The 6,778-nt window shown below is 72.5% G+C and carries 5 protein-coding genes and 1 pseudogene; 1 reads left to right on the forward strand and 5 read right to left on the reverse strand.

Annotated elements, in window-relative coordinates; all coding sequences use genetic code 11:
* Positions 1-7: 7 nt before the first annotated feature.
* Genes A5655_RS20610 through A5655_RS20625 form a run of 4 tightly spaced genes read right to left on the reverse strand, consistent with a single transcriptional unit; the run spans position 8 to position 4,431 of the window.
* A complete protein-coding gene (locus A5655_RS20610) occupies positions 8-967 on the reverse strand; it encodes a nucleoside hydrolase (protein ID WP_156764960.1) in 960 nt (319 codons plus the stop codon).
* 1 nt (position 968) lies between these two features.
* On the reverse strand, positions 969-1,706 hold the full coding sequence (locus tag A5655_RS20615) for a 2OG-Fe dioxygenase family protein (protein ID WP_067013192.1): 738 nt from the start codon (positions 1,704-1,706) through the stop codon (positions 969-971).
* Between the two features lie 42 nt (positions 1,707-1,748).
* A complete protein-coding gene (locus A5655_RS20620; protein WP_067013194.1) occupies positions 1,749-3,710 on the reverse strand; it encodes an SDR family oxidoreductase in 1,962 nt (653 codons plus the stop codon).
* A 16-nt stretch (positions 3,711-3,726) separates the two neighbouring features.
* Positions 3,727-4,431 carry a histidine phosphatase family protein gene (locus tag A5655_RS20625; RefSeq protein ID WP_067013196.1) on the reverse strand — a complete coding sequence of 235 codons (705 nt, stop codon included), beginning with the start codon at positions 4,429-4,431 and terminating at the stop codon, positions 3,727-3,729.
* An 83-nt stretch (positions 4,432-4,514) separates the two neighbouring features.
* Between A5655_RS20625 and A5655_RS20630 the strand changes: the two genes are divergently transcribed.
* Complete coding sequence (locus A5655_RS20630; RefSeq protein ID WP_067013199.1) at positions 4,515-5,387, forward strand: MaoC family dehydratase; 873 nt, start codon at positions 4,515-4,517, stop codon at positions 5,385-5,387.
* A gap of 8 nt (positions 5,388-5,395) precedes the next feature.
* On the opposite strand, the pseudogene A5655_RS28365 reads toward A5655_RS20630, so the two are convergent.
* Positions 5,396-6,778, reverse strand: a pseudogene (locus A5655_RS28365) (PE family protein); the annotation flags it as partial.

A 6,778-nucleotide genomic window follows, 5' to 3' on the forward strand; every position in this document is an offset into this window, starting at 1 on the left:
AACGGCGTCAGCCGAGCCCGCGCGCGAACGGCGCGACCCGCTCGATGAACTCCTCGAAGAACGCCGCGGCGTCCACGTCAACGCCGATCAGGGCGTTGGCTTTTCGGTCGCCCGACCAATCGGGGGTCGTCACGCCCCGGGTCGGGGTGTCCGCCAATTCGATGTCCACCGTCGCCGCCCGGGTGGTGATCAGCTGCGGGTCCAGCGCCGCCGCGGCGGCCAGCGGGTCGTGCATGTACGCGACGTAGCCGTGTCCGCGGTCGTCGTGGGATTCGAAGTAGAACCGCATCGCGTCCTCGATCACCGGGATCAGCGGGGACGGGCCCGAGGCGGAGGCCAGCCGGGCCAGGATCTCCGGCGTCATCGCGACGCGGCGGGTGAGGTCCAGGCCGCAGACGATCGGAAGCCGTTGTTGCCCAGCCCAGCCGGCGAAGACCTCGCCGGCCGCCTCGGGATCCACCCGGATGTTCCATTCGGCCATCGGGTTGGCGTCACCGCCGAACGAGCCGCCCATGATCACCAGCCGGCGCAGCAGCGTCGGCAGCGCGGGTTCGGCGCGCAACGCCAGCGCCAGGTTGGTCAGCGGGCCGGTGACCAGGCCGACTAGTTCCCCCGGGCGGGCGCGCGCCGCGGCCACCCACGCCGCGGTGGCGTCGTGGCGGGTGAGCCGCCGGTCGGTGCGGGGGAGCTCGGCATAGCCCAACCCCTTGGGGCCGTGGAACTTCGAGTGGTGGGGCCAGTGGCCGCACAGCGGCTCGTCGGCGCCCCTGGACACGGGTATGGCAGGGGCGCGGCACAATTCGAGCAAACTCAGGTTGTTGGCGCAGACCTGCTCCACGTGGATGTTGCCGCCGGTCGAGGCGATGCCCACCACCTCGGCGTCGGCGCTGGCCAGCAGGTAGATCAGCGCCATCGCGTCGTCGATGCCGGTGTCGACATCGACGAAGAGGGCGGTCACCCCGGCGATTCTAGGGCCAGGCCGACGCGAACGTGATCACCAGGACGTCGCGCTGTGCCGGGCCGGAAGCGTCGATCGGCCGGATCGGCGAGACGCCGTGCAGGGTGCGACGGTCGTCGCCCAGCATCAGCGTCCCGGGCTCGGCCAGCGTCGTCGCCAGCAACCGCCGACCCTCGAGGTCGCACACCGTGCTCTCGCCGCCGATGGCGTTGCGCCGCCCGATCAGCAGCGAGGTGACCAGGGTGACGCCGTCGCGGTGCATGCCCTCGGGCGTCGGAGTGCCGTCCTCCTCCCCGTTGCACTGGATGCGAAACGGGTGCACCTTGACGTTCCAGTCGGCCACGTCGTCCAGGGCGGCGGCCACCCGGGCCAGCAGCCCGATCACCTTGTGCAGCAGCGGATCCGCGGCGAACGCGTCGGTGAGCGGCTCGAACTCGCGGTCCCTGCCGACGTAGAGGGGGTTGGAGTCCTGCGGCTGCACGAACGCGAGCTTGGGCATCGGGCGCAGCACCCCGCCGCGAAACGAGTACTGGCCGTAGCGGCGCAGCCGCCGCACCCCCACCTCCGCCGCGTAGGGGTCGGGCGCCAACTGGCGCCAATGCCGGGCGAACCGGGTCCATGCGTCGCGGCCCACCTCGAGGCTGTGCGTGACGTCGAACGAGGGCAGCACGGCGACGCCGGTCGCGGCGACCTGCCGGGCCGCGGCGGCCACCGCGTCGGCGCTCGTCCGCTTTTCGCAAAGGACCATCGCGCCGGGATACCGCAATCCCGTCGGGCTAAACCCCCGCGTTTACCAGTGCACTCCGGGCACCAATCGCACCAGCCGCTTGACCGGTCGCGGCGTTCGGATCCCGGCGGTGACGGCGCGGGCCGGGCGCTTCGGCCGGCGGTCCGAGGTCGACGTCGGCGCCTCGGTGGCCAGCCCGCGCGCCGCGGCGGAATCGGGGTAGCCCAGGTACAGCTGATGCAGGATGCGCCGCGACGTCCGCGGAGCGAAGTAGTTGCCGGCCTCGGCCAGCGTGCCCAGCGGGGTGTCGATGCGGGCCGGCTTGTCGACGAGGCCGCGTACCACCATCGCCGCCGCGCGCTCGGGGCTGATCGCGGGCACCGGGTTGAGCCGGTGCGACGGCGCGATCATGGGCGTGCGAACCAGCGGCATGTGGATGTTGGTGAAGGTGATGTGGTCCGACAGCGTCTCTGACCCGACGACGTCGGCGAACGCGTCCAACGCCGCCTTGGTCGGCAGGTACGAGCTGTACTTGGGGTTGCGGGCCTGCACGCCCGCGCTGGAGACGTTGACCACGTGGCCGAAGCGGCGCTCGCGCCAGTGCGGCAGCAGCGCCAGCACCATCCGCACCGCGCCGAAGTAGTTGACCGCCATCACCCGCTCGTAGTCGTGCAGCCGGTCGGTGGAGTTGACCACCGAGCGGCGGATTGACCGGCCGGCGTTGTTGACCAGGTAGTCGACGTGGTCGAAGCGGCCCAGGATGTCCTTGATGGTGTGCTCGACCGACGCGGAGTCGGTGACGTCGCAGGCGAACGCGTGCGCCTGGCCGCCGGCCGCGCGAATCTCGGCGACCAGCGAATCGAGCGCGTCGGCGTTGCGGGCGAGCGCGAACACCGTTGCGCCCCGTTCGGCGACGGCGATCGCCGAGGCCCGACCGATGCCGCTGGACGCGCCGGTGATGATGACGTGCCGGCCCTGCAGGGGGCCCTTTGGGTCGTCGCGTCGCGCCCGGTCGGGGTCCAGGTGCTCGGCCCAGTACCGCCACAGGTTCGGCGCGTAGCCGGCGAACTCGGGGACTTCGATTCCGGTGCCCCGCAAGGCTTTTCGGGTCTCGTCGCTGACGAACGTCGGCTTCAGGTCGACGACGTCGAAAACCTCGGCGGGGATGCCCAGCTGGGTGGCCGCCATGTTGCGCAGCACCCTGGCCCGCCCGCGCACCTTGAGCACCGGCGCGCCCACCGAGCGGGGCAGCGACCCGCGCATCGGCGGCAGGCCGGCCGCCTTGGCGACGCCGCGGTAAATGCCGCGCAGCCCAACGGTTTTCGGTGCGGTCAGATGGAACGTCCGGCCGTCGCACCCGTCGGCGTGCATGAGGGCCACGAGCGCGTCGACGACGTAGTCGACCGGGACGATGTTGGTGCGCCCGGTGTCGGGCAGCAGGATCGGGGTGAGTTTGGGCAGCACCGCCAGCTTGGCCAGCACGCCGAAGAAGTAGTACGGCCCGTCGACCTTGTCCATCTCCCCGGTGACCGAGTCGCCCACCACCACCGCCGGGCGGTAGACGCGGTAGCGCAGCCCGGGCGTCGACCGGACCAGCGACTCGGCCTCGAACTTCGTCCGGTGATAGGGGCTCGGCAGCTGCTGGCCGACGTCGAAGTCGTCCTCGGTGTACTCGCCGCGGAAGTCGCCGGCCACGGCGATCGACGACACGTGGTGCAGCGTGGCGTCCAGCCGCCGCGCCAGCTCGATGACCGCGCGCGTTCCCTCCGAGTCGACCGCCGCGCAATGCACGACGTGATCGACGTGGCCCAGCTCGGCCAGGGTCTCGTCGGTCAGGCCGAGCTCCGGCAGCTCCCCGACCAGCGGTTTGGCCCGTTCGCCCCAGTCCGCGGCGAGGCGTTCGAACCGTCCCAGCGACGGGCGGCGAACCAGCACCCACACCTGGGCGTCGGGCTCGGTGGCTAGCAGACGAGATACGACGCGTCGACCGATAAACCCGGTACCGCCGGTAACGACATATCGCATTCGGTCATGGTAGCCGTCAGCCGCCGAAGTTGCGGATGCCGTCCCAGTCCTCGAGCGTCCAGCCCGTCGCCGGGTTGCCGCTGATCACCACGCGGCCGGTGTTGGGCAGCGGGTGGCTGGTGCGCAGGCTGTCCTTGGCGTTCGTCACGTTCATCAGCACCCAGTACTCGATGGAGTAGAGGTGCGCGAACACCACCGGTTTGCTGTGGCCGCTGTCGTAGACCTTCTGAATCGCCGCGGTGAACCGGTTGTTGAACTCCTTGCCGGAGATCGACCCGGGGATGCTGTTCTGGGTGTCGCCGGCAAGCCAGTCCGCCGGCGCCAGCAGGTAGGTGGTGGGATCCATCGAGATCGGCTTGCCCTCGAACCAGCCGGCGTTGATCTCTTGAATGCCCTGCAGCACCTCGACCTGCTTGCCGAGTTCGGCGGCCAACGGCGCGGCGGTCTGCTGGGCCCTCGCCATGGTCGAGGCGTAGACGGCGTCGTAGTGCTCGCGGCCGAGCTGGTGCGCGACCTGCTCGGCCTGGGACTTGCCCTCCGGGCTCAGGCCGGGGCCCGGCACGCTGGTGTCGATGACTCCGCTGGCGTTGGCCTCCGACTGGGCGTGCCGGATGAACGTGATCGTGATGCTGCGCACCTGCGGTGACCCGCCGCATGCGCCGACGATCATCGCCGCGGCGAGCACGGCTAGTGCTTTTGCGATCATGCTCCCCTTGCGCATGTCGATAGCCTGCCCTGCCGACGGTGCCGGGGGGAAGGGTTTGCGATGGTTAGGTGGCGAAAAATCCTCGAGAGGAGACTGCTATGGCGATTGACCCGAGCGCGGTCGGCGCGGTGACCGACCCGATGCTGTTCGAATGGACGGACCGGGAGACGCTGCTTTACGCGCTCGGCGTCGGGTGCGGGACCGAGGACCTGTCGTTCACCACCGAGAACAGCCACGACATCGCCCAGCAGGTGCTGCCCACGTACGCGGTGATCTGCTGCCCGGCGTTCGGGGCGGCGGGCAAGATCGGAACCTTCAACTGGGCCATGCTTTTACACGGATCGCAGGGAGTCCGGTTGCACGCGCCGTTGCCGCCCGCGGGCAAGCTGTCGGTGGTCACCGAGGTCACCGACATACAGGACAAGGGCGAGGGCAAGAACGCCGTCGTGATGCTGCGCGGGCGCGGCACGGACCCGGACTCCGGGGAGCTGATCGCCGAGACGCTGACGACGCTGGTCATCCGCGGCGAGGGCGGCTTCGGCGGGCAGCCGGGCCAGCGGCCCGTCGCGCCGGAGTTCCCCGATCGCGAGCCCGACGCCCGGATCCCGCTGCCCACCCGCGAGGATCAGACGCTGATCTACCGGCTGTCCGGTGACCGCAATCCGCTGCACAGCGACCCGTGGTTCGCCCGGGAGCTGGCCGGGTTCCCCAAGCCGATCCTGCACGGGCTGTGCAGCTACGGGGTGGCGGGCCGGGCGCTGGTCGCCGAGCTGGGCAAGGGGGTGGCCGCCAACGTCACCGCGATCGACGCGCGGTTCAGCTCGCCGGTGTTTCCCGGCGAGACGCTGACCACCCTGATCTGGCGCACGGAGCCCGGCAAGGCCGTGTTCCGCACCGAAGCTTCCGCGCCCGACGGTTCGGACGCGCGCGTCGTTCTGGACGACGGCGCCGCGGAGTACGTGCAGGGGTAGCTGACGGCCTAGGCCCCGTCGGTGCCGTTGGCGCCGCGGGTGCCGAATAGCGTTCCGCCGCTGCCGGCGGCGGCGCCGAGCCCACCGGTTCCGACGGGCGTACCGGATCCACCGTCGCCACCATTACCGCCGTTGCCGCCATTGCCAATGCTCTGGGCATTTCCGCCGGCACCGCCGGCACCTCCGCCGCCGCCGCCGCCATTGGCGCCGGCGGTGCCCGGACTGACGCCCGCCCCGCCGGTGCCGCGGGTGCCCCCGGTCCCGCCGTTGCCGCCGCTGCCGCCGTTGCCGTAGAGCATCCCGCCACTGGCGCCGACCCCGCCGGTCCCGCCAAGCCCACCGTTGCCGCCGGTGCCGCCGTTGCCGCCACCGGCGCCGCCGTTACTGCCGCCTTTGCCGCCCGTGCCGCCGGCGCCGGCGTTGCCGCCGTTGCCGGCGCTTCCGCCGTTGCCTGCCAGCAGCCCGCTGTGGCCGCCGTTGCCGCCGGCGCCGCCGTCTCCGCCGCTGCCGCCGGTGCCGCCGGTGCCGCCCGCGGCGGAGGCGCTTCCGTCAGTGCCGAGCTGGGCACCGCCACCGCCGCCGCCGTTGCCGCCGCTGCCGGCGCTGCCGCCGTTGCCGAACAACCCGGCGTTACCGCCGTTTCCGCCGGCACCGCCTTGGCCCCCGGCGCCGCCCGTCACGCCGTTATGCAGGGAGCCCCCGGGCGCCGCGGTGTTGCTCCCGCCATTCCCGCCGGCGCCACCGGCCCCGGCGTCGCCGAACAGCGATCCGCCGTTGCCGCCGGCCCCGCCGTTGCCGCCGGCGCCGCCGACCGCGCCTGTCTGCCTGCCCGCGGTGTTCCCGCCGGTTCCGCCGTTGCCGCCGTGACCGCCGGCGCCGATCAGCCGGGCGCTCCCGCCGGCCCCGCCGTCGCCGGCGGCGCCGCCGGCGGAGTTCGTTCCGCCGGCGGAATTTTTCCCGCCGGACCCGCCGTCCCCGGCGTCCCCGCCGTTGCCGGACAGCCATCCACCGCTGCCGCCGGCCCCGCCATTGGCGCCGGCGCCACCGTTACCTTGGCCACCGATTTGGTTGCCGCCGGCCCCGCCGATGCCGCCGTGCCCGCCGGTGCCGATCAGGCCCGCGCCTCCACCGGTCCCGCCAGCGCCACCGTGCCCGCCGGCCTGGCTGGCACTGTTCACCCCGCCGGCCCCGCCCGTGCCAGCGTTCCCGCCGTTGCCGTACACCCGCGCGCCCGCCCCGCCGTTCCCGCCGATGCCGCCGATGCCGCCCGTGCCCTGGGCGTTGGTGGACCCGCCGGCCCCGCCGTCGCCGGCGTCCCCGCCGTTGCCGAACAGCCCGGCACCGCCGCCGTTTCCGCCGGCCCCGCCATTGGCCGTTTGGGTGAACCTGCC

Origin of the sequence: Mycobacterium sp. 1081908.1 (assembly GCF_001673535.1) — a bacterium.
Lineage (GTDB): Bacteria > Actinomycetota > Actinomycetes > Mycobacteriales > Mycobacteriaceae > Mycobacterium.